The sequence below is a fragment of the Streptomyces telluris genome (assembly GCF_024519335.1).
Classification (GTDB): Bacteria; Actinomycetota; Actinomycetes; order Streptomycetales; family Streptomycetaceae; genus Streptomyces; species Streptomyces telluris.
Genome location: NZ_JANIID010000019.1, coordinates 19231 through 38815 on the forward strand (window position 1 = coordinate 19231; position 19585 = coordinate 38815).

16 protein-coding genes and 8 tRNA genes are annotated in these 19585 nt (G+C 75.3%); 13 read left to right on the forward strand and 11 right to left on the reverse strand.

All coding sequences use genetic code 11. The features are described from left to right. Positions 1 to 160: 160 nt before the first annotated feature. The 4 genes from cbiE to NQU55_RS20525 all read left to right on the forward strand — a co-directional run bounded on the left by cbiE (position 161) and on the right by NQU55_RS20525 (position 8682). Positions 161 to 1408, forward strand: coding sequence for a precorrin-6y C5,15-methyltransferase (decarboxylating) subunit CbiE (gene cbiE / locus NQU55_RS20510; RefSeq protein ID WP_256790939.1), 1248 nt, complete (start codon positions 161 to 163; stop codon positions 1406 to 1408). 218 nt (positions 1409 to 1626) lie between these two features. Continuing rightward, complete coding sequence (gene cobT, locus NQU55_RS20515; protein ID WP_168094396.1) at positions 1627 to 6393, forward strand: nicotinate-nucleotide--dimethylbenzimidazole phosphoribosyltransferase; 4767 nt, start codon at positions 1627 to 1629, stop codon at positions 6391 to 6393. Positions 6394 to 6550: 157 nt separating this feature from the next. Then, positions 6551 to 7813 carry a uroporphyrinogen-III C-methyltransferase gene (gene cobA, locus NQU55_RS20520; RefSeq protein WP_168094397.1) on the forward strand — a complete coding sequence of 421 codons (1263 nt, stop codon included), beginning with the start codon at positions 6551 to 6553 and terminating at the stop codon, positions 7811 to 7813. 50 nt (positions 7814 to 7863) lie between these two features. Beyond that, positions 7864 to 8682 (forward strand): TrmH family RNA methyltransferase, encoded by an 819-nt coding sequence (locus NQU55_RS20525; RefSeq protein ID WP_168094398.1) that lies wholly within the window; start codon positions 7864 to 7866, stop codon positions 8680 to 8682. A gap of 66 nt (positions 8683 to 8748) precedes the next feature. Here NQU55_RS20525 and NQU55_RS20530 read toward each other — a convergent pair whose 3' ends face one another. Next, positions 8749 to 10077 (reverse strand): serine/threonine-protein kinase, encoded by a 1329-nt coding sequence (locus tag NQU55_RS20530; protein ID WP_168094400.1) that lies wholly within the window; start codon positions 10075 to 10077, stop codon positions 8749 to 8751. 612 nt (positions 10078 to 10689) lie between these two features. Here NQU55_RS20530 and NQU55_RS20535 point away from each other — a divergent pair. Continuing rightward, the gene (locus tag NQU55_RS20535) at positions 10690 to 10908 is read left to right on the forward strand and encodes a hypothetical protein (protein WP_168094399.1); all 219 of its coding nucleotides are present in this window, start codon (positions 10690 to 10692) and stop codon (positions 10906 to 10908) included. Positions 10909 to 11123: 215 nt separating this feature from the next. On the opposite strand, the gene NQU55_RS20540 is transcribed toward NQU55_RS20535, so the two are convergent. The 6 genes from NQU55_RS20540 to NQU55_RS20565 all read right to left on the reverse strand — a co-directional run bounded on the left by NQU55_RS20540 (position 11124) and on the right by NQU55_RS20565 (position 11670). Beyond that, positions 11124 to 11195: transfer RNA gene (locus NQU55_RS20540), tRNA-Val, on the reverse strand. Between the two features lie 20 nt (positions 11196 to 11215). Beyond that, positions 11216 to 11290 (reverse strand) — tRNA-Val (locus tag NQU55_RS20545). Between the two features lie 30 nt (positions 11291 to 11320). Next, positions 11321 to 11392 (reverse strand) — tRNA-Val (locus NQU55_RS20550). Positions 11393 to 11412: 20 nt separating this feature from the next. After that, positions 11413 to 11487, reverse strand: a tRNA-Val gene (locus NQU55_RS20555). A gap of 1 nt (position 11488) precedes the next feature. Then, positions 11489 to 11562 (reverse strand) — tRNA-Cys (locus NQU55_RS20560). Between the two features lie 35 nt (positions 11563 to 11597). Then, positions 11598 to 11670, reverse strand: a tRNA-Gly gene (locus tag NQU55_RS20565). Positions 11671 to 11845: 175 nt separating this feature from the next. On the opposite strand from NQU55_RS20565, the gene NQU55_RS20570 reads away from it, so the two are divergent. The 3 genes from NQU55_RS20570 (at position 11846) to NQU55_RS20580 (ending at position 14665) form a co-directional block, all read left to right on the forward strand. After that, a complete protein-coding gene (locus NQU55_RS20570) occupies positions 11846 to 12892 on the forward strand; it encodes a chorismate-binding protein (RefSeq protein WP_168096407.1) in 1047 nt (348 codons plus the stop codon). Then, positions 12889 to 13710, forward strand: coding sequence for an aminotransferase class IV (locus NQU55_RS20575; protein ID WP_168096406.1), 822 nt, complete (start codon positions 12889 to 12891; stop codon positions 13708 to 13710). Before NQU55_RS20570 ends, NQU55_RS20575 begins: the two co-directional genes overlap by 4 nt. Positions 13711 to 13828: 118 nt before the next feature. Beyond that, positions 13829 to 14665 carry a GNAT family N-acetyltransferase gene (locus NQU55_RS20580; RefSeq protein WP_168096405.1) on the forward strand — a complete coding sequence of 279 codons (837 nt, stop codon included), beginning with the start codon at positions 13829 to 13831 and terminating at the stop codon, positions 14663 to 14665. A 70-nt stretch (positions 14666 to 14735) separates the two neighbouring features. Here the strand turns inward: NQU55_RS20580 and NQU55_RS20585 are convergent, their stop codons facing one another. Then, the gene (locus NQU55_RS20585) at positions 14736 to 15254 is read right to left on the reverse strand and encodes a DsbA family protein (RefSeq protein ID WP_168096404.1); all 519 of its coding nucleotides are present in this window, start codon (positions 15252 to 15254) and stop codon (positions 14736 to 14738) included. A gap of 176 nt (positions 15255 to 15430) precedes the next feature. On the opposite strand from NQU55_RS20585, the gene NQU55_RS20590 reads away from it, so the two are divergent. After that, positions 15431 to 15877, forward strand: a complete 447-nt coding sequence (locus tag NQU55_RS20590; protein WP_168096724.1) for a hypothetical protein — start codon at positions 15431 to 15433, stop codon at positions 15875 to 15877. A 173-nt stretch (positions 15878 to 16050) separates the two neighbouring features. Here NQU55_RS20590 and NQU55_RS20595 read toward each other — a convergent pair whose 3' ends face one another. Both NQU55_RS20595 and NQU55_RS20600 read right to left on the reverse strand, forming a co-directional pair. Further along, positions 16051 to 16605 carry a CGNR zinc finger domain-containing protein gene (locus tag NQU55_RS20595; protein ID WP_168096723.1) on the reverse strand — a complete coding sequence of 185 codons (555 nt, stop codon included), beginning with the start codon at positions 16603 to 16605 and terminating at the stop codon, positions 16051 to 16053. A 218-nt stretch (positions 16606 to 16823) separates the two neighbouring features. After that, positions 16824 to 17237: an SsgA family sporulation/cell division regulator gene (locus NQU55_RS20600; RefSeq protein ID WP_003959770.1), complete on the reverse strand. Its 414-nt coding sequence runs from the start codon at positions 17235 to 17237 to the stop codon at positions 16824 to 16826. A gap of 192 nt (positions 17238 to 17429) precedes the next feature. Between NQU55_RS20600 and NQU55_RS20605 the strand changes: the two genes are divergently transcribed. From NQU55_RS20605 to NQU55_RS20620, 4 genes are all read left to right on the forward strand, one after another. Beyond that, positions 17430 to 17873: a TIGR02611 family protein gene (locus NQU55_RS20605; protein WP_168096722.1), complete on the forward strand. Its 444-nt coding sequence runs from the start codon at positions 17430 to 17432 to the stop codon at positions 17871 to 17873. 58 nt (positions 17874 to 17931) lie between these two features. Further along, positions 17932 to 18003: transfer RNA gene (locus NQU55_RS20610), tRNA-Val, on the forward strand. Positions 18004 to 18073: 70 nt separating this feature from the next. Further along, the gene (locus tag NQU55_RS20615) at positions 18074 to 18559 is read left to right on the forward strand and encodes an SRPBCC family protein (protein ID WP_168097169.1); all 486 of its coding nucleotides are present in this window, start codon (positions 18074 to 18076) and stop codon (positions 18557 to 18559) included. 62 nt (positions 18560 to 18621) lie between these two features. After that, positions 18622 to 18693 (forward strand) — tRNA-Val (locus NQU55_RS20620). 113 nt (positions 18694 to 18806) lie between these two features. Here the strand turns inward: NQU55_RS20620 and NQU55_RS20625 are convergent. Next, complete coding sequence (locus NQU55_RS20625) at positions 18807 to 19529, reverse strand: 3'-5' exonuclease (RefSeq protein ID WP_168096337.1); 723 nt, start codon at positions 19527 to 19529, stop codon at positions 18807 to 18809. Between the last annotated feature and the right edge of the window lie 56 nt (positions 19530 to 19585).

Consider the following 19585-nt stretch of genomic DNA (forward strand, 5'->3'; position numbering starts at 1 on the left):
GGCTCCGGCCGCGGGCCGGGCGGGCCCGGTCACCGCATCCGGACCGGGGAAGGTCCGGACCAATAGGGGGTACGCTCGCCCTGCCCCGCCCCCCGCTTCCGCACTTCCCGCCGACAGACCCGCCCGCAGACGCGCCGACAAGCCCAGGAGAATGACGACGATGGCCGACCGGGTCACGGTGATCGGGTGGGACGGCTCACCACTCACGGACGCGGCCCGCTCCGCCCTGGCCGCCGCCACCCTCGTGGCCGGCGCCGCCCACCACCTCGGCCTGCCCGAAGTCCCGCCCGCCGCCGAGCGCATCCGCCTGGGCAGCGTCGACCTCGCCGCCCGCCGCATCGCCGGCCACCGCGGCTCCGCCGTCGTCCTCGCCGACGGCGACCCCGGCTTCTTCGGCGTCGTCCGCACCCTGCGCGCCCCCCAGCACGGCCTGGAGGTCGAGGTCGTGCCCGCCGTCTCCTCCGTCGCCGCCGCCTTCGCCCGCGCCGGCATGCCCTGGGACGACGCCCAGATCGTCGTCGCCCACAGCCGCGACCTGCGCCGCGCCGTCAACGTCTGCCGCGCCCACACCAAGGTCGCCGTCCTCACCTCGCCCGGCGCCGGCCCCGCGGAACTCGCCCTCCTCCTCGGCGACGTCCACCGCACCTTCGTCATCTGCGAGGAGCTCGGCACCGAGCGCGAACAGGTCACCGTCCTCACCTCCGACAAGGCCCCCGACCACCACTGGCGCGACCCCAACGTCGTCATCGTCATCGGCGGCGCCGGCGCCACGCCCGCCACCGTCCCCGGCTGGGGAGCGACCCGCCCCCGCGCCGGCGGCGGCTGGATCGCCGGCCGCGACCCCGGCTACCCCCCGGCCGTCCGCGGCTGGGCCCTGCCCGCCGACGCCTACGGCAGCGACCTCGGCGAGGGCGAGGCCACCGAACTGCGCGCCGCCCAACTCGCCCGCCTCGGCCCCCGCGTCGGCGACCTCGTCTGGGACATCGGCTCCGGCAGCGGCGCCGCCGCCGTCGAGGCCGCCCGCTTCGGCGCCGCCGTCATCGCCGTCGACCGCGACGCCGACGCCTGCGCCCGCACCACCGCCGTCGCCCGCCGCTACGGCGTCCAGCTCCAGGTCGTCCACGGCGCCGCCCCCCAGGTCCTGGAGGACCTCCCCGAACCCGACGTCGTCCGCGTCGGCGGCGGAGGCGCCCCCGTCGTCGCCGCCTGCGCCGCCCGCCGCCCCGAGCGCATCGTCGCCCACGCCGCCACCCGCGACGAGGCCGAGGCCGTCGGCCGCGCCCTCGCCGAGGGCGGCTACGCCGTCGAATGCACCCTGCTCCAGGCCGTGGAGCTCGACCCCGCCGCCTGGGCCGAGCGCGAACGGTCCGTCGCCTTCCTGCTGAGCGGACGCCGTACCCACCTGTGACCCCGCCCCGCCGGGCGGAGGGTAGGCTGGCGGATCGTTGTACCGCCCCTCGGTGTCCGACACCACAGTCGTCAATGTCCCGAACGCACCCTCCTTTTGGCGGGGGCACGGCAAGGTAGGGGCGGGCGACGTACAACGTGCCGCGAGGCACGGACGCTCGTTCTTGACTATGGGCGTGAGCGGTTGGAAGGAGCACTACCGATGGGCGAGGGGTACGCATGACCGACACCGGCCAGTTCCCGGGCGAGGGACAGCCGGAGAACGCAGGCGCACTGCCCGGCCACCCGTTCCCCGCGGACGCCGTAGCCCCTGCCGACCCCGGAGCCCCCGCCGCGTTCACCTTCCTCGACCACGGGGACGGCACGGAGCCGGACGGTGCCGACGAGGACGACCTCCTGCTGATGCCGGGCGCCCAGGGCGCCTGGATGGAGCAGCCGGCCGTCCAGGGCGGCACGCACGAGAGCGGCGGACGCGACACCGGCTCCGTCGACTACGGCGACGTCCGCATCCCCCCGGCCGCCGTGGGCCAGCCGCCCGCCGCCCCCGCGGCACCGCGCCGCCCCCTGCACATGGGCCCGCCCGTCCCGGACCCCACCGGCGGAGTCGTCCGCTCCCTGGCCGACCGCGGCCCCGCCGCGCCGGCCCCCGCCCCGGGCTTCCCGCCCGTATCCCCGGCGGCGCCCGCACCGGGCCCCGAATACCTCGACGCCACCACCGACGAGACGGGCCTTCAGCAGGCCCCGCGCCTCGGCGAGGTGCCGCAGCAGCAGCCGGGCACGTGGGACGCCCAGCCGCAGCCGCCCGCCGCGGCCTTCGTGCCGCCCCAGGCGGCCGGCCCCGCCGCCCCCGCCGTTGACGTGCAGTCAGCCGCCCCGGAGCAGCCCGCCGGACACCCCGTCGCCGCCGAGCCGGCCGTCGGCACGGCGCCCTCGACCGGGCTCAGCGCCATCGACGCCGTGGTCGCCGCGGCCACCGGGCAGGTCCACGTACCGCCGAGCGTCGCGGCCGAACCGGCTCCCCAGGCCGCCGTCGTGGCGGACGTCGCTCCGGCGCCTGCCGCCGAGGCCGAGCAGGTGGCCGCGCCCGCCGAGGCTCCGCAGGCCGATGCGCAGGCGGCTCCCGCCGCGGGCGCCGAGCCCGCGCTCGCCCCCGCGCCGGACCCGCACCCGGTCCCGGAGGCCGCCCCGGCCGACCAGGTCGTAGTGGAGCCCCAGCCTGCGGCGGCCGCCGAGCCGCTCGCGGCCGAGCCGGTCGTGGCCGAGCCGGTCGTGACCGAGGCTCCCGCCGCCGATGCCGGGCAGCCTGAGCAGGTTGCCGAGGTCGCCGAGGCCGTCGAGGCCGTCGCGGCTCCCGGTGTCCCGGCCGGTGCGGCCGAGCCGGAGCAGACCGCCGTTCCGGCCGACCAGGGTCAGGCTCCGGCCGAGGTCCCGCCGACGCCGGCCGCCGAGGCCGCCGCCCCCGCCGATGTTCCGCAGGCCCCCGGCGACCAGGCCGCCGTCCTCGCTGACGCCCTGTCGGCAGAGGCCGCCGCGACGGTCGCTCCCGTCGGCGAACCCCCGGTGCAGACCGCCCCGGTCGTCGACGGAACGCCGGAGCAGCTCGCGGCTCCCGAGACGCCGGACGTGGCCCGGCCCGCACCGGAGGCGGCTGCCGTAGCCGCTCCCGTGGCGGACGCGCAGGCCGCCGTCCGGGCCGAGGCCGTGGCGGCAGAGGCGCAGGACGTGGCGGTGCAGGCCGCCGGTTCCGTGCCGGTGGCGGACGCCTCCGTCACCGCGCCGCAGGCGGAGCAGGTTGCCGAAGCCGCGGCTCCCGTCGTCGCGGACCCCGCGGTGGACGCGCAGGCCGCCGCCCCGGTCGCTGCCGAGGGCGCGGTGGAGGCACAGGTCGAGGCGCAGCCCGAGGCCGGGCAGCCCGAGCAGGCGGCCGGTCCGGTGCCCGTGGCGGATGCTTCCGCCGCCGCTCCTGCCGCTCCCGCTGAAGCCGCCGCTGCCGAGCCCGTTCCGGACGCCCAGGCGGGTATCCCGCAGCCCGAGCAGCCCGCCGGTGCCGAGCCCGCGGCGGGTGCTTCCGCCGTCGCAACGCAGGCCGACCAGGCTGCCGACGCCGTTGCCGAGCCCGTAGCGGCGGCGGAGGCCCAGGCCGTGCCGCAGGCCGGTCCGGCTGCCGGGCCCGCCGCCTCCGTGCCGGAGGCCGCCAAGACCGCGCCGGTCGACGCTTCCGCTGCTGTCCAGGTCGAGGCGGGCGCCGAGTCCGGTTCCGCCCCGGTCGCGCAGCCAGTCGATGCTCCGCAGTCCGAGCAGGCCGCCGAGGTCGGCACGCCCGCCGCCGAGCCCGTCGTTCCCGTCGGTGAGTCCGCACCGGTTGACGAGCCCGCTGCTGCCACGCAGCCTGAGACCGTCGCCGAGGCGGGCGCCGGGTCCGGTCCCGCCCCGGTCACGCAGCCGGTCGACGTTCCGCAGCCCGAGCAGGCCGCCGAGCCCGCCGTCCCCGCCGGTGAACCGTCCGAGCCGATGGACGCGCCCGCTGCCGCCCCGCAGCCTGAGCAGGCCGCCGCTGTCGCCGAGGCCGGGACCGAGTCCGGTCCCGCCCCGGTCGCGCAGCCGGTCGATGCTCCGCAGCCCGAGCAGGCCGCCGAGGCCGGCACGCCCGCCGCCGAGCCGGTCGTTCCCGCCGGTGAACCGTCCGGCCCGGTCGACGCGGCTGCTGCTGCCCCGCAGCCTGAGCAGGCCGCCGCCGCTGCCGAGGCCCGGGCGGGGGCCGAGTCCGACTCCGCCCCGGCCGCTGCCGAGGCCGGATCCGGCCCCGCCCCGGTCGCGCAGCAGCCCGATGCCCCGCAGCCCGAGCAGGCCGCCGCCCCCGGCACGCCCGCCGACGCCGCGCCCGCCGTTCCCACCGGCGACCCGTCCGCCCCGTCCGACCCGCACGCCGTCGCCGGCGTACCGCAGACCGAGCAGGCCACCATCTCCGAACCGCAGGCACCCGCGACCGAGGACGCAGCGCAGACCCCGGCGCCGGAGCAGACCGCAGCCGACCTGCCCGAGCCGGCCGCCGAGGACGACGCCCGGGCGGCCGCCCCCGCAGGCCCCCAGGTCATCACCCCGGCCACCGCACCCGAGGCCCCCGCCGACGCCGCCCCCCAGCAGGCCCCCGCCGAGCCCGCCGAGGCGCAGGAACCGGTCGTTCCCGCGCCCCGCGAGGCCGAGGCCGCCCCGGCGGAGGAGGCCGCCCCTGCCGAGCCGCAGCCCGAGGTGCCCGCCGCCGTCGGGTACGGCGACGCCGAGCGCGAGGCCGTGCACCGCGTGATGCGCGAGCGGCGCGACATCCGCAACGGCTTCCGCACCGACCCCATCCCGCACGAGGTGCTGCTGCGCGTCCTGGAGGCCGCGCACACCGCCCCCAGCGTCGGCCACTCCCAGCCCTGGGACTTCGTCGTCATCCGCTCCGCGGAGACCCGGCAGGCCATGCACGAACTGGCCCGGCGCCAGCGCGACGCCTACGCCAAGTCGCTGCCGAAGGGCCGGGCCAAGCAGTTCAAGGAACTGAAGATCGAGGCGATCCTCGAGACGCCCGTCAACATCGTCGTCACCGCCGACCCCACCCGCGGCGGCCGCCACACCCTGGGCCGCCACACCCAGCCGCAGATGGCCCCGTACTCCTCCGCGCTGGCCGTCGAGAACCTCTGGCTCGCCGCCCGCGCCGAGGGCCTCGGCGTCGGCTGGGTCAGCTTCTTCGACGAGCGCGAGATGGTCCGCACCCTGGGCCTGCCCGAGCACCTGGAGGTCGTCGCCTACCTGTGCGTCGGGTACGTCGACGAGTTCCCGGACGAGCCCGAGCTGATGCAGGCCGGCTGGTCCAAGCGTCGGCCGCTGTCGTGGGTGGTGCACGAGGAGGAGTACGGCCGCCGGGCCCTGCCCGGCGAGGAGCCGCACGACCTGCTCGCCGAGACCCTGCGCGGCATCCGCCCGCTGGACGCCAAGGCGCTCGGCGAGGCGTGGGAGCGGCAGAAGCGCATGACCAAGCCGTCCGGCGCGCTCGGCATGCTGGAGATCATCTCCGCGCAGCTGTGCGGCCTGTCGCGCAAGTGCCCGCCGCCGATCCCCGAGCCCGCCGCCGTCGCGATCTTCGCCGGCGACCACGGGGTGCACGCCCAGGGCGTCACCGCGTGGCCGCAGGAGGTCACCTCCCAGATGGTGGCCAACTTCCTGGGCGGCGGCGCCGTGTGCAACGCGTTCGCCAACCAGGTCGGCGCCGAGGTCTGCGTCGTGGACGTCGGCGTCGCGGGGGAGCTGCCCAGCACCCCCGGCCTCCTGCCGCGCAAGGTCCGCGCCGGCACCGCCGACATCACCACCGGCCCCGCCATGACCCGCGAGGAGGCGATGCACGCCCTGGAGGTGGGCATCGAGACCGCCCGCGACCTGGTCGCGGCCGGCAACAAGGCGCTCCTCACCGGCGAGATGGGCATCGCCAACACCACGGTGTCGGCCGCCCTCATCTCCGTCTACACCGAGGCCGACCCGGCCGAGATCACCGGCCGCGGCACCGGCATCAACGACGAGATGCACGCCCGCAAGGTCGACGTCGTCCGGCGCGCCCTCGAACTGCACCAGCCGGACCCGAAGGACCCCATCGGCGTCCTCGCCGCCGTCGGCGGCCTGGAGCACGCGGCCCTCGTCGGCCTGATCCTCGGCGGCGCGTCCCTGCGCACGCCGGTGATCCTGGACGGCGTGAGCGCCGGGGCCGCGGCCCTCGTGGCCCGCGCCATCGCCCCCGAGGCGCTCGCGGCCTGCATCGCCGGCCACCGCAGCGCGGAGCCGGGCCACGTCGCGGCGCTGACGAAGCTCGGCCTGCGCCCCCTGGTCGACCTCGACCTCCGCCTCGGCGAGGGCACGGGCGCCCTGCTGGCCCTGCCGATCGTGCAGAGCGCCGCCCGCGCCATGCACGAGGTGGCCACGTTCGACACGGCGGGCGTCACCGAAAAGGCCTGACGACCCACGGCGAACCCCCCACACGCCCCCGGCGCGTGGGGGGTTCGCCACGTGCCGCCGGCGGAAGCGCCCGTCCCACCCCGCCCCCGGCCCCCCGTCGCACCGTAGGGTGTCCCCACCAGCGCATTCGCCCGCCCACGAGGAGAACCGCACGCCCATGGCCGAGCACAACGAAGCCGTCGCCTACCCCGTCGGACTGCGCCTCTCCGGCCGCCGCGTCGTCGTCCTCGGCGGCGGGCAGGTCGCCCAGCGCCGGCTGCCCGCCCTGCTCGCCGCCGGTGCGGACGTCGTCCTCGTCTCCCCCTCCGCCACCCCCTCCGTCGAAGCGATGGCCGACACCGGCGAACTGCGCTGGGAGCGCCGCCGCTACCGGGACGGCGACCTCGACGGCGCCTGGTACGCCCTGATCTCCACCGACGACCCCGAGGCCAACCGGGCCGCCTCCGCCGAGGCCGAGGCCCGGCGCGTGTGGGCCGTGCGCAGCGACGACGCGGACGCCGCCTCCGCCTGGACGCCCGCCACCGGCCGCAGCGAGGGCGTCACCGTCGCCGTGCTCACCGGCCGCGACCCCCGCCGCTCCGCCGCCGTCCGCGACGCGATCATCGAGGGCCTGCGCGACGGCTCCCTGACCGCCCCGCACTTCCGCCCCCGCTCCACGGGCGCCGGTGACGGCCACGACACCGCCACCGGCCACGTCGCCCTCGTCGGCGGCGGCCCCGGCGACCCCGACCTCATCACCGTGCGCGGCCGCCGCCTCCTCGCCCAGGCCGACGTCGTCATCGCCGACCGCCTCGGCCCGCGCGACCTCCTCGACGAGCTCCCCCCGCACGTCGAGGTCATCGACGCCGCGAAGATCCCGTACGGCCGCTTCATGGCCCAGGAAGCCATCAACAACGCCCTGATCGAGCACGCCAGGGCCGGCAAGTCGGTCGTGCGCCTCAAGGGCGGCGACCCCTTCGTCTTCGGCCGCGGCATGGAAGAGGCCCAGGCCCTCGCCGAGCACGGCATCCCGTGCACCGTCGTCCCCGGCATCTCCAGCACCATCAGCGTCCCCGGCGCCGCCGGCATCCCCGTCACCCACCGCGGCGTCGCGCACGAGTTCACGGTCGTCAGCGGCCACGTCGCCCCCGCCGACCCGCGGTCCCTGGTCGACTGGGAGGCCGTCGCCAGGCTCCGCGGCACCCTCGTCCTGCTGATGTCGGTCGAGAACATCGGCGCCATCGCCGAGGTCCTCGTCCGGCACGGCCGCCCCGCCGCCACGCCCGTCGCCGTCGTGCAGGAGGGCACCACCGCCGCCCAGCGGCGCGTCGACGCGACCCTGGCCACCGTCGGCGAGCGCGTCGCGGCGGAAGGCATACGGCCCCCCGCGGTCATCGTCATCGGCGACGTGGTGACGATCGGCACCGGAACCGGCCGCTAGAGCCCACCGCCCCGCCCGCGACCGAGCACCCCGCACCGAGGACCGAGAACATGGCCGACATCATCACCATCGACGACCCCGACGACCCGCGCCTGCACGACTACACGGGCCTGACCGACGTCGAGCTGCGCCGCCGCCGCGAACCCGCCGAAGGGCTCTTCATCGCCGAGGGCGAGAAGGTCATCCGGCGCGCCCGCCACGCCGGGTACGAGATGCGCTCGATGCTGCTGTCGGCCAAGTGGGTCGACGTCATGCGCGACGTCATCGACGAGGCGCCGGCCCCCGTCTACGCCGTGAGCCCCGACCTCGCCGAGCGGGTGACGGGCTATCACGTCCACCGCGGGGCCCTCGCCTCCATGCAGCGCAAGCCCCTGCCGTCCGCCGCGGAGCTGCTGCGGAGCACGCGCCGCGTCGCCGTCATGGAGGCGGTCAACGACCACACGAACATCGGGGCCATCTTCCGCAGCGCGGCGGCCCTCGGCATGGACGCGGTCCTGCTCTCCCCCGACTGCGCGGACCCGCTCTACCGGCGTTCGGTGAAGGTCTCCATGGGCGCCGTCTTCTCCGTGCCCTACGCGCGCCTGGAGACCTGGCCGCGCGACCTGGAGACCGTGCGCGAGGCGGGCTTCCGGATCCTGGCCCTCACCCCGGACGAGAAGGCCACGTCCATCGACGCGGCGGCCCCGCACCGGCTGGAGCGGGTCGCCCTCATGCTGGGTGCCGAGGGCGAGGGCCTGTCCACGCGCGCGTTGATGGCGGCGGACGAGTGGGTGCGCATCCCCATGGCCCACGGAATCGACTCGCTCAACGTGGGCGCGGCGGCCGCCGTGTCGTTCTACGCGGTGACGGCGGGCCGCCCGCAGGACTGAGGACCGCAGGACCGGGGCCCGCCCGGCGGGCCGGGCAGCACGCGCCTGAGCCGAGCCTGCCGGCGGTCAGTGCCCGCCCGGCGCCCCGAAGAAGCCCTGCTGTCCGTGCCGTACCTGCTGCCCGGGCTGGTCGCTCCGGGAGACCGAAGGCACCTGCTGCAGCCCGTCCGTGTTCCGCTCGGGACCCTGGCAGCCCTGCGCGACGGCGATGCCCAGGGCGACCAGCAGCGTCACCACCACGAAGACGGTCAGCCGCTGCCGCAGCAGCCGCGGGTCCCGCGCCGGCCGCCGGGCGCCGGAACCCGTACGGGCCGCGGGCTGCCCGCCGCGCCGGGCAGCGGCCCCGGCGGCGCCCCTGCCGGACTGCCCGGGTCCGGCAGCCCCGTTGGCCCGGCCCGGCCGCGCGGCCGGACGGCGGCCGGGCTCGGGCCGGCCCTGCGGGACGTGCGGGTGCGGCGCAGGCGCCTTGACCGTGGGCCGCTCGGTGCGCTGCTCCGCGTAGTCCGCGGCCCGGCGGCCCGACGGCCGCTCGGGGTCGCGCCGCGCCAGGGGATGCCGGCCCTCGGAGAGGCCCTGCGCCTCGCGGGCGGCGATCTCCTTCAGCCGCAGCGACAGCTGCAGCGTGCTCGGCCGCTCCTCGGGATCCTTGGCCAGGCACGCGTGGATCAGCGGCGCCAGGGCGTCCGGTACGGCCATGAGCTGCGGTTCCTCGTGGACGACCCGGTAGAGCATGACCTCCGAACTGCCCTGGCCGAAGGGCGAGTCCGCAGTGGAGGCGTAGGCGAGGGTCGCGCCGAGGGCGAAGACGTCCGTGGCGGGCGTGACGGCGGCGCCGCGCACCTGTTCGGGGGCGAGGAAGCCGGGCGAGCCCACCGCCGTGCCCACGTGGGTCAGGGTGCTCGCGCCGGTGGCCCACGCGATGCCGAAGTCGATGATGCGCGGGCCCTTGGGGGACAGCAGGATGTTCGAGGGCTTGAGGTCCCGGTGGACCACGCCCGCGTCGTGCACGGCGAGCAGTCCCTCGGCCAACGCCGCCCCGATGGAGGCGGTCTGAGCCGCCGACAGCGGCCCCTCCTCGTTCACCTTGTCGTGCAGGGAGGGCCCCGGTACGTACTGCGTCGCGAACCACGGGCGGTCCGCGTCCAGGTCGGCGGCCACCAGCCGCGCCGTGCAGCCGCCGCGGATGCGCCGGGCCGCCTGCACCTCGCGCGCGAACCGCGAGCGGAACTCCTGGTCCTCGGCGAGGTCCGGCCGGATCACCTTCAGCGCCACGCGCTGCCCGCGCCGGTCGGAGCCGAGGTACACCACACCCATGCCGCCCGCGCCGAGCCGGCGGTGAAGCCGGAACGAGCCGACGACACGCGGGTCCTCGCGCCGGAGCCGCATCATCGCCATCTTCATCCCCGCTGCCCGGTCCGTCTGACGTGGCACAGCTTACGGATTGACGGGCGGGCGCGCTGATAGGCCGCGCATGCGTCGGCGAGTGGATTGCCCGCACCCGGCGCGGACGGCGGGCGGCGGGCCCGGGCCGGCGCTCGCTCACCCCGGGCGCGGGGGAGCGGCGCCAAGGAGCCGTGTCCGCAGGGGGATTGGGGCCGTGCCCGGCCCGGAGCCCCTCGTTCCTGCCGAGGCGGGAGGGGCGGCTGGGGCGTGTGCGACGGGCAGGGGAGGGGCCGCCGGGACTGTGAAGATCGTTAAGGCCGGGGGCGGGGTGGAAGTGACCGAAGTCACCCCGGCCCGGGGGATTCCCGGCCGTCTCCGGGCGCCCCCTCCGGGAAGACCCCAAGGGCGGGGACGCCCGTGTCCAACCAGGGGAGTAGCCGCCCGGCGTCCGCTCATCCTCCCGGATGCCCGCCAATCGATACGAGGGCATGACGCCCGGCCGGGCCCGCGCCCCTAGTGTGGAGATCGAGCGGCGGGTGCAGCACTCGTCCCCCGAGGTCAGACGCCCGCCGCTCGTGCGACTTCACACGGCGGGGGACAGGCCCACACACCAGGAGCGGAACCATGGCGGAAACGGCGGGACGTACGGTCATCCGGTCGCGCGGTCACCGGGCCGCCGACCTGGTCACGGGCCTCTTCGCCCCCAGGCCCTCCGGCACCCGGCACCCGGCTGTCGCCGTGGTCATGGTGGTGCCCCTGGCGGCGTTCCTCGCCGTCCTCTTCGGCGGCTGGGACGCCGTCGTCACACAAGCGTCGTCCGTCGCCGGAATGCTGGGGCGCTGAGCGCCCCGGGCCCGGGAGAGCGGCCCGGGCCGGGGACAAGCCGGCGGATCAACCCCGTGGGGACGGGGGTACGGCGGACGGCACGAAGGGCCGGGCACCTGGGGAGGCGCCCGGCCCTTCGTATTGCCCTTCGCCCTCCGCTTTTCCCGGCCTTGCCGCCTGCGGAAACGGCCGGAGGCCGGAGCCCTTGAGCCCCGGCCTCCGGCCGATCGGTGTGCGCGATACTGGGATTGAACCAGTGACCTCTTCCGTGTCAGGGAAGCGCTCTCCCGCTGAGCTAATCGCGCGGGAGGGTCCGTGAAGACCCTGGTGGACGATACTGGGATTGAACCAGTGACCTCTTCCGTGTCAGGGAAGCGCTCTCCCGCTGAGCTAATCGTCCGGGATGCACTGCGTTTCCGCAGGTACAGCGTGCGCGATACTGGGATTGAACCAGTGACCTCTTCCGTGTCAGGGAAGCGCTCTCCCGCTGAGCTAATCGCGCGGGAAGGTCTGTGAAGACCCTGGTGGACGATACTGGGATTGAACCAGTGACCTCTTCCGTGTCAGGGAAGCGCTCTCCCGCTGAGCTAATCGTCCTTGGAGGTGGAGACGGGATTTGAACCCGTGTAGACGGCTTTGCAGGCCGTTGCCTCGCCTCTCGGCCACTCCACCAGGAGTGCGGGGGTTCGGGAAGATCCCCCAACTCGAGCGGACGACGAGACTCGAACTCGCGACATCCACCTTGGCAAGGTGGTGCTCTACCAACTGAGCTACGTCCGCAGTGTCTGTCCGGTTCGCTTCCGCGTCCCGGCGACGTGTTGAACTCTAGCGGATTCCAGCGCCAGCTCAAATTCCGTTTCCGCAGCGTGCTGCCCTGATTGTTCGCCCGGGCCGCTCCGGACGCCCCCGCCATAGACTCGATGACGTGCACAGCTTCCCCCCGAGCCTCCCTCCGATGGCCCGCTTCGGCGGCCTCCTCGCCACCGATCTGCGCGACGTGACCCGCGACCCGGCAGCCCTGGAGTCCACGGGCTGGTGGGCGGTGGTCGCGGACTTCGAGGGGCGGCTGACCTGCGCGCGCTTCGGCGACGTGCGGCCGGCCCCGCCCCGCCCCGCAGCCTCCGCCCGGTGGCACGGCCCGGCCGCCGGGGACTGGACCAGCTCCCTGGACCGCGCCGCCTACACCGCCGGCGTCCGCCGCATCCGCGAGCACATCGCGGCCGGCGAGGTCTACCAGGCGAACCTCTGCCGCGTCCTCAGCGCGCCCCTGCCCGACCCCGCCGCGGCCGACGTCGACGCCCTCACCGCCCTCCTCGCGCGCGACAACCCCGCCCCCTACGCGGGCTGCGTCCGCCTGCCCGCCCACGGCGTCGAGGTCGCCACCGCCTCTCCCGAGCTCTATCTGCGCCGCACCGGCCGCACCGTCGAGTCCGGCCCGATCAAGGGCACCGGCCGCACCGCCGCCGACCTGCTGGAGAAGGACCACGCCGAGAACGTGATGATCGTGGACCTCGTCCGCAACGATCTCGGGCGAGTCTGCGCCACCGGCTCCGTGACCGTCCCCGCGCTCTGCGCGGTCGAACCCCACCCCGGACTGGTCCACCTCGTCTCCACCGTGCGCGGCAGGATCGCCGACGGCGCGGGGTGGGCCGAGCTGTTCTCGGCCACCTTCCCGCCCGGCTCGGTCACCGGCGCCCCCAAGGAGAGCGCCCTGCAGATCATCCGGGCCCTGGAGACGGCCCCCCGCGGCCCCTACTGCGGCGGCGTCGGCTGGGTCGACGCCGACCGCGGCACCGGCCAGCTCGCCGTCGGCATCCGCACCTTCTGGATCGACCGCACCGCCGCCCCCGGCCCCGTCCTGCGCTTCGGCACCGGCGCCGGCATCACCTGGGGCTCCGACCCCGAGCGCGAGTGGGCCGAGACGGAGCTCAAGGCTTCGCGGCTGCTCGCGATAGCGTCGGGCTCCGGCATCCATCAGCCGCTCGGAGGGACGACACGGTGACGATCTGGCTCAACGGTTCGCTGCAGGACGCCGACGGCGCGCGCGTCTCGGTCCTCGACCACGGTCTGACCGTCGGCGACGGCGTCTTCGAGACGCTCAAGGCCGTCCAGGGCCGCCCCTTCGCCCTCACCCGCCACCTCGCCAGGCTGACCGCCTCCGCCCGCGCCCTGGGCCTTCCCGAGCCCGACCTCGACGAGATCCGGCACGCCTGCGCGGCCGTCCTCGACGCCAACCCCATGCCGCTCGGGCGGCTGCGCATCACCTACACCGGCGGCCTCGCCCCCCTCGGCTCCGAGCGCGGCGAAGCCCGCCCCACCCTCGTCGTCGCGGTCGCCGCAACGCCCCGGCGCCCCGACACCACCGCCGTCGTGACCGTGCCCTGGACCCGCAACGAACGCGGCGCGCTCGCCGGCATCAAGTCCACCTCCTACGGCGAGAACGTCGTCGCCCTCGCCCGCGCCAGGGAGCACGGCGCCGGCGAGGCCCTGCTCGCCAACACCGCCGGGGCGCTGTGCGAGGGCACCGCCTCCAACGTGTTCGTCGTCCTCGACGGCGAGCTGCACACCCCGCCCCTCGCCTCCGGGTGCCTCGCCGGCATCACCCGCGCCCTCGTCCTGGAGTGGACCGGGGCCAAGGAGACGAACCTGCCCTACGACGTCCTGGAGCGCGCCGAGGAGGTCTTCCTGACCTCCACCCTCCGCGACGTCCAGGCCGTGCGCGCCGTCGACGGCCGGGAACTGCCCGCCGCCCCCGGCCCGGTGACCGCCAAGGCCGCCCGGACCTTCGACGAGCAGGCGGCGGCGGACCTCGACCCGTAAGGGCCGCAAAAGCTGCGCAAGCTGCAAAGGCCGCACGGACTGCAAGGGCTCCGCGGGCGCACACACCGCTCCCCGCAAACCCCGTGACGCGCGGCCGCCGGACCGGTACAACACGAAGGTGACCACCACCCTGCGGCCCACCGCACCCGAGCAGCGCGGCCCCGGCGGCGCCCGGTCCCGCGCGTACGAGGTCTGCGTCAACAGCAGGCCCGTGGGCACCGTCGACCTCGCCACCGACCACCGCTTCGGCCCGGCCGCCGGCCGCATCGTCCGGCTCTCCATCGACGAGCGCGACCGGCACCGCGGCCGCGGCACCGTCGCCGCGCTCGCCGCCGAGGAGGTGCTGCGCGGCTGGGGCTGCACCCGCATCGAGCTGTCCGTCGACGCCGGCGCCGAGGTCGGCCTCGGGCTTGCCGGCGCCCTCGGCTACGTCGAACGCAGCCGCACCATGGCCAAAACGCTGACCGCCGCCCCCCGGCTGCCCGAGGGCAGCGAAGGGCGGCGGATGACCGACGCCGAGTACACCGGCTGGCGGGAGGAATCCCGCGCCGGATACGTGCAGGACTGGACCGACGGCGGCGTCCCGGCCGCGGAGGCCCGCGCCAAGGCCGACGCGGACGCCCTCGCGCTGCTGCCCGACGGCGCCGCCACCGCCGGCACCATGCTGCGCGTCCTCACCCACGAGGGCACCCCCGTCGGCACCCTCTGGGCGGCACTGCGCGACGAGGGTCCGGACGCACCGGACGCCTACGTCTACGACGTCGAGGTCGTACCCGCGCACCGGGGCCGCGGCCACGGCAGGTCCCTGATGCTGCTGGCGGAGGCCGAGGTTCTCGCGCACGGCGCGCGGACCCTCGGCCTCAACGTCTTCGCCGGCAACACCCCGGCGCTGCGGCTGTACGAGTCACTGGGCTACCTGCCCATCGCGTACCACCTGTACAAACCGCTGCTCTAAGCGACGGCCGCCGCTCCGGCGACGGCCTCCCCGCGGGTTGCTGCGACCCGCTACGTTCCACTACACCCCGTTACGACCCGCTGCGCTCCGCCAGCAGCCGGTCGGCGATCTCCTCGATGCGCGCCCGCAGCCCGTCCTGGTTCTTGCTGCCGTCCAGCAGCTCGCCGCCGATGACGTACGTGGGAGTGCCGGTCACGCCGATGGCCTTGCCCTCGGCCTGGTCCGCGTCGACGATCAGCATGTGCCGGCCGTCCACCAGGGCGGTGTCCAGCTCCTCGGCGTCCAGGCCGAGCCCGCGGGCCGCCTCGGCCAGCACCTTCTCGCCGCGCTCGGCCAGCTCCTCGGCCCGCGCGAGCACGGCCTCGGCGTACGGCCAGTCCTGCCCCTGCTCGGCCGCCTCCTCGGCGGCCTGCGCGGCGGCGTAGGAGTGCTTGTGCTTCTCCAGGGGGAAGTGGCGCAGCCGCACGTCCAGCCGGTCGCCGTAGCGTGCGCGCAGCGCCCGCAGGTCGTCCAGGGCGGTACGGCAGTCGGTGCACTGCAGCTCGCACCACACGTCGAGGACGACGGGGGCGGTGTTGGTCTCGCTCATGCGGCCAGTCTTCCAGGCGGCGGGGGAGGCGGCCCTCCGGGCCTCCGGGTGCCTCCCCGGGCGGTCAGGGATGACCCCGAGATCTCCCTGAGCCCGGCGTCCGGCCATGGCCCGGCCGGCCGCGCGGGGTGCACGATGGAAGGGCGAGCCCGCAAGCGAAGTCCAGGAGGAGCCCGATGCTGACCTCGACCATCTGTGCCGCGGTGTCCGCGGCGGGCCTCGGCATCGCCGCGCTGACGGCCTACCGCCGGCGCTTCCTCGCGGCGACGCGGATCGCGGCCTTCTCCCTCGTCCCCATCGGGCTGGTCCTGACCGGGATCGTGCAGTGGCTCACCGACGTCGTCTTCAAGCCGAGCGTCTGGGCCGGCTTCGGGATCCTCGCGCTCTCGGCCCTGCTGTTCGTGGTGAGCAGGGCGGCCGAGCGCCGCGGCGCCGGGGGCGGCCGCAAGGAGCGCAAGGCCGCGGCGGCCGCTGCGCAGCGCGACGCCATGGCCCCCGCCGCCTCCGCTCCGTCACTGGGCCCGGGGCGCGCCGCGGGCCGTCCGCAGGGCGGGGCGAAGAAATCGGGCGACGGTGAGGACTTCTCGGATATCGAGGCGATTCTCAAGAAGCACGGAATATGACGGACCATCCGATCAGTACACCGGGACGCCGGTGCGGGGGAGGTGCCCGCGGACTGTTTTCCGGGTAATTCACCGGGTGCGTATTCGCCCGCCCGCATTTTCCCCGTGCGCCCGGTGGAGAAGCGGGGTTCCGCCCCGATTCAACCCCGATATCGGACTCGTTCTGCCCGGAATCAGACCGAAGCGCCGGAGTCCGCGGACTCGGCGCCCCGGCGCCGCGCCCGGTAGGCCGCGACGTGCAGCCGGTTCCCGCACGTGCGCCCGTCGCAGTAGCGGCGCGAGCGGTTGCGGGACAGGTCCACGAAGGCGTGCCCGCAGTCCGGCGCGTTGCACCGCCGCAGCCGGTCGCGCTCGCCGGCGACCAGCAGGAAGGCCAGCGCCATGGCGCCGTCCGCGGCGAGGTTCTCGGCCACCGCCGCACCGGGCGCGAAGTAGTGCACGTGCCAGTCGTAGCCGTCGTGCGCGCTCAGCTGCGGCGTGGTGCCCGCCTCGGCCACCAGCTCGTTGATCAGCCGCGCGGCCTCCCCCGTGCTCGCGGCGTCGAAGATCCGCCCGAACCGCTCGCGTATCGAGCGCACCGCCGCGACATCGCGTTCCCGCAGCGCGTCGACCGTGATGATGCCGTGCCGCTCCGTGAAGGCGCGCAGCTCCGCCAGGTCCTGCGGACCCGCGTTGAGGAGGTCGACGACGGAGTCGAGCGCAGCCTTGGTGTCGTGGTTGATCTGCACGTTCGTACGCTCCCTGGCCGGACGGAGGCGGCAAGTGTTCGACCGCGGCCCCCGACCTTACTGGCTGGGCGGCATCCGTGCGGCCCCCTCGTCGCGACGGCGCCGCCGGCCGCGGAACGGTCCGCGGACGACGGCGCCGTGCCGTGCCCTGTGTGCGAGATGTGGCGCGCAGCCTCCCCGAGTGGGCTGGCGCGCTCCGGGTCAGCCCCGGCCCGGACTCAGCTCTCCGCCAGGATGTGGGAGAGCTCGGTGTCCAGGTCGAAGTGACGGTGCTCGGTGCCCGGCGGCACCGCGGCGTCCGTCCGCTTGAGGAAGGACTCCAGGGCCCGCGCGGGGGCCTCCAGCAGCGCCTCGCCCTCCGGGGAGCTCAGCGCGATGCACACGACGCCCTGACCGTGACTGCGGGACGGCCAGACGCGGACGTCGCCGGTGCCGGTGGGTCGGTGCAGGCCTTCGGCGAGCAGGTCGCGGGCGAAGACCCATTCGACCGTCTCTTCGGCTCCGGTGTGGAAGGTGGCGTGCACGGCATACGGATCGGCCGTGTCGTACCGCAGGCCTGCGGGGACAGGCAGTGAGGATTCGCTCGACACGACGAGGCGCAAGTGCAGCTCGCAGCTGACCGTGGTGTTCATAAGCGCCAGGGCCTTTCGCTCAGTGTGCGCTCGGGGATTCGCACGTCGGCGAAATCGACATGCCACCTACGGTGCCGTTGTAAACCCCTCTGACCGTTTTGAGGCTGTTCGGATACCTCGGACGGCCCAGTCGCCGGACGGGGAATACCGCCATTCCGGTGAGTTCAGGATCGGTCCGGTAGGTTGGGGCTCATGAATGCGGAGAGTGACCGGCGGCAGGACGCCGCGGCGGGGGACGGGACGAAGGACGGGGGCGCGGCCGAGCCCGCCCTCGGCTCGCGCGCCCCCCACTTCATCAAGCGCTCGCGGCCCCTGCACGTGAGCTGGCAGGTGGGCGTCTTCATCGTCGGCCTCGCCGTCGTCGTCGCGGGCATCATCATGCTGCCCCTGCCCGGCCCGGGCTGGCTCGTGATCTTCGGAGGCATGGCCATCTGGGCGACGGAGTTCGTCTGGGCCCAGCTCGTGCTGCGCTGGACCAAGCGGAAGGTCACCGAGGCCGCCCAGCGCGCCCTCGACCCCCGGGTCCGGCGGCGCAACATCATCCTCACCGTGACGGGCCTGGTGATCGCCGGTGCCCTCGTCGGGATCTACCTCTGGAAGTTCGGCATGGTCATGCCGTGGAAGGTAGGCGGCTGACCGGCCCGCCGCCGGTTCAAAGCACCGTCTGACATGCGGTAATGTTTGCGGTGCGCCCGGGCGATTAGCTCAGCGGGAGAGCGCTTCGTTCACACCGAAGAGGTCACTGGTTCGATCCCAGTATCGCCCACATCACAGGACCGAGGGTCCGCAAGGTTCACCCCTTGCGGACCCTCGGTCTTTGGGTGTCCGCTGGCCCCATGCCCTTCCTGGCCGCGGCCCTCGCCCCCGCCCACCGCTACCGCTTCCACGGCGCATGGGCCCTGGCCGCCCCGCCCGACGCCGTCTACGCCCGCCTCGAAGCCGTGGACGGCTACCCCGCCTGGTGGCCCCAGGTCCGAGAAGTCGACCGGGCCGACGCCGTCACCGGCACCGCCCGCGTGCGCTCCTTCCTCCCCTACGACCTGACCGTGGCCGTCCGCGCCCGCCGCCACGACCCCGTCGCCCGCGTCCTCGAGATCGCCATGACCGGAGACATCGAGGGCTGGGCCCGCTGGACCGTCCTCCCGCACGGCCCCGCCGCCAGCACCGCCCGCTTCGAACAGGACGTGGAGGCCCGCAAACCCCTGCTCAGGCGGCTCGCCCTGCCCGCCAGGCCCCTCTTCGTGGCCAACCACGCCTGGATGATGCGCGCCGGCCGGCGCGGCCTGCGGGCCCTGCTGGCCGGCGGCACCCGGGGGATTTGATGGAGAGCCGCCGCGACCTGTATTGTTCAGTGCGTTGCCGGGGGAAACCCCGCACGAATCCCGGGCGATTAGCTCAGCGGGAGAGCGCTTCGTTCACACCGAAGAGGTCACTGGTTCGATCCCAGTATCGCCCACACGCAGGCAAGGCCGGTCCGTCAACAGACGGACCGGCCTTGTGCGTTGCCCGTCCGCACGCCCGCATTCCGTCCGCTCGTCCGCCCGGCTCTCACGACCCCCGGCGCACCCCTCACGCTGCGGCCGGCAGCGACGGCCGCAGCGGCCAGGCCGGGTCGCACGCCTCCTCCGTCCCGTTCCGCGCGAACCACGCCTGCAGACCGCGCGCCTGCGCCGCGTGCCACACCGCCTGCCGGGCGTGCAGCTCCGCAGGGCTCAGCCGCTCCAGCCGCGCCGCGAACCGGCGGCCCACCGCCCGCACCACCTGCAGCGCCGCGAGCGCGTCCGACGCCGCGTCGTGCGCACCCCTCAGCTCCACCCCGTACTGCGCGCACAGATCCGTCAGCGTCCGCCGCCCCTTGCGGTAGCGGTCCAGGTGCTTGTCCAGCACCCACGGATCCATCACGCACAGCGGGGACGCCCCCAGGTAGTCCGCCAGCGGCGAGGCACGGTGGCGCCGCAACTCGCGGTCCAGCAGCGTCAGGTCGAACGGGGCGTTCATCACCACCAGCGGCGTCCCGCGCGCCGACTGCACCGCCAGCGCCCGCGCCACCTCCTCCATGACCGGCGCGGGCCACCGGCCGTTCCGCTGCAGGTAGGCATCGGTCAGCCCGTGTATCGCAGTGGCCCCTTCCGGCACCGGCACCCCCGGGTCGACCAGCCAGCGCGTCACGACCGGAGTGGCCTCGGCCGCGGACTGCACCACGAGGGCCGCCGACACGATCCGGTCGTGCTCGACATCCACTCCGGTGGTCTCGGTGTCGAACGCGGCGAGTGGTCCCTCGAACCAGCACATGTTCACAACTCCTCGCACTTGCCCGGCGAATGGCGTGTTTCACCCTCCCCGCCAGG